2 protein-coding genes are annotated in these 1,028 nt (G+C 44.4%); one reads left to right on the forward strand and one right to left on the reverse strand.

The window, feature by feature from the left end:
- A partial coding sequence (locus tag A3738_RS13710) for a 3'(2'),5'-bisphosphate nucleotidase CysQ (protein WP_068763648.1) occupies positions 1-574 on the forward strand: 574 nt, incomplete at its 5' end.
- A gap of 85 nt (positions 575-659) precedes the next feature.
- Here the strand turns inward: A3738_RS13710 and A3738_RS13715 are convergent.
- Positions 660-1,028: hypothetical protein (locus A3738_RS13715; protein ID WP_369819804.1), on the reverse strand; the 369-nt coding region annotated here is incomplete at its 5' end.

Below are 1,028 nucleotides of genomic sequence, written 5' to 3' on the forward strand. Positions count from 1 at the left end.
AAAGCATTGGCAACGCTACTGGCTTGTTGATCCATTAGACGGCACAAAAGAATTCATTAATAAGAATGGCGAATTCACCGTTAATATCGCCTTCATTGAAAACCACGAGCCAGCGCTTGGACTCGTTTATGTTCCGGTAACAGATACCTTATACTTGGGCGGCCTAGCATTCGGAAGCTTCAAAAACTCAGCAGGATTACACGAACAAATTGCGATCAAGCCCGTTAATCTCGGCACCACATTAACGGTTGTAGGAAGTCGTCGACACGGTGCAGAAGCGCTAGATAGCTTGTTAGAGAAAGTTTCAGATACGTTCTCGAATATCGATCGTGTAGATATGGGTAGCTCCCTCAAAATTTGCGCCTGCGCTGAAGGATCCGCTGATTGGTATCCACGCTTAGCACTCACTTGTGAATGGGACACCGCTGCGGCGCACGCTGTTCTGAAAGGCGCCGGCGGTGAAATCTATACTCCGGAACTCACACCATTGCGTTACAACACAAAAGAAGAAATGTTGAACCCTTTCTTCCATGCCGTAGGTGACACGAGCTTTGATTGGAAAAAATTTCTATAAGCGGAAATTATCAGCTATTCAAAACGAAAAAAGCGCGACCTTTTTCAAGATCGCGCTCTTATAAAACCTTCAAAGCTATGGCAGCTTAATCTTCTTGCTCTACCACATCATTCGCTTTTCGGCCGTTTAAGGTACAACCCAAGCAACGTACAAATGTCGTTTCAAAAGGACCTTCGACTAATACTTCGAATGACTCTCCAATGTTACCACCAAGCGCAGAAAATGGTGATGAAACAATAAATACGCCCGCACCAAGAATAGTCGTGACAAACATTAATGGACGCACAAACAATGCGTCGCCAGTCATCGCCATTGCACTTGGGGTTTCATTAACAGGATTTGCATGGGCAATAGTTGGAAGAACAAGACTCACACACAGCGCCACACTGCATAATATTTGTTTAATTTTATGGTACATCGAAACTCCTCCACCAGAGCCGAATTTTATTAAAGA

This window comes from Oleiphilus sp. HI0066, from assembly GCF_001635725.1.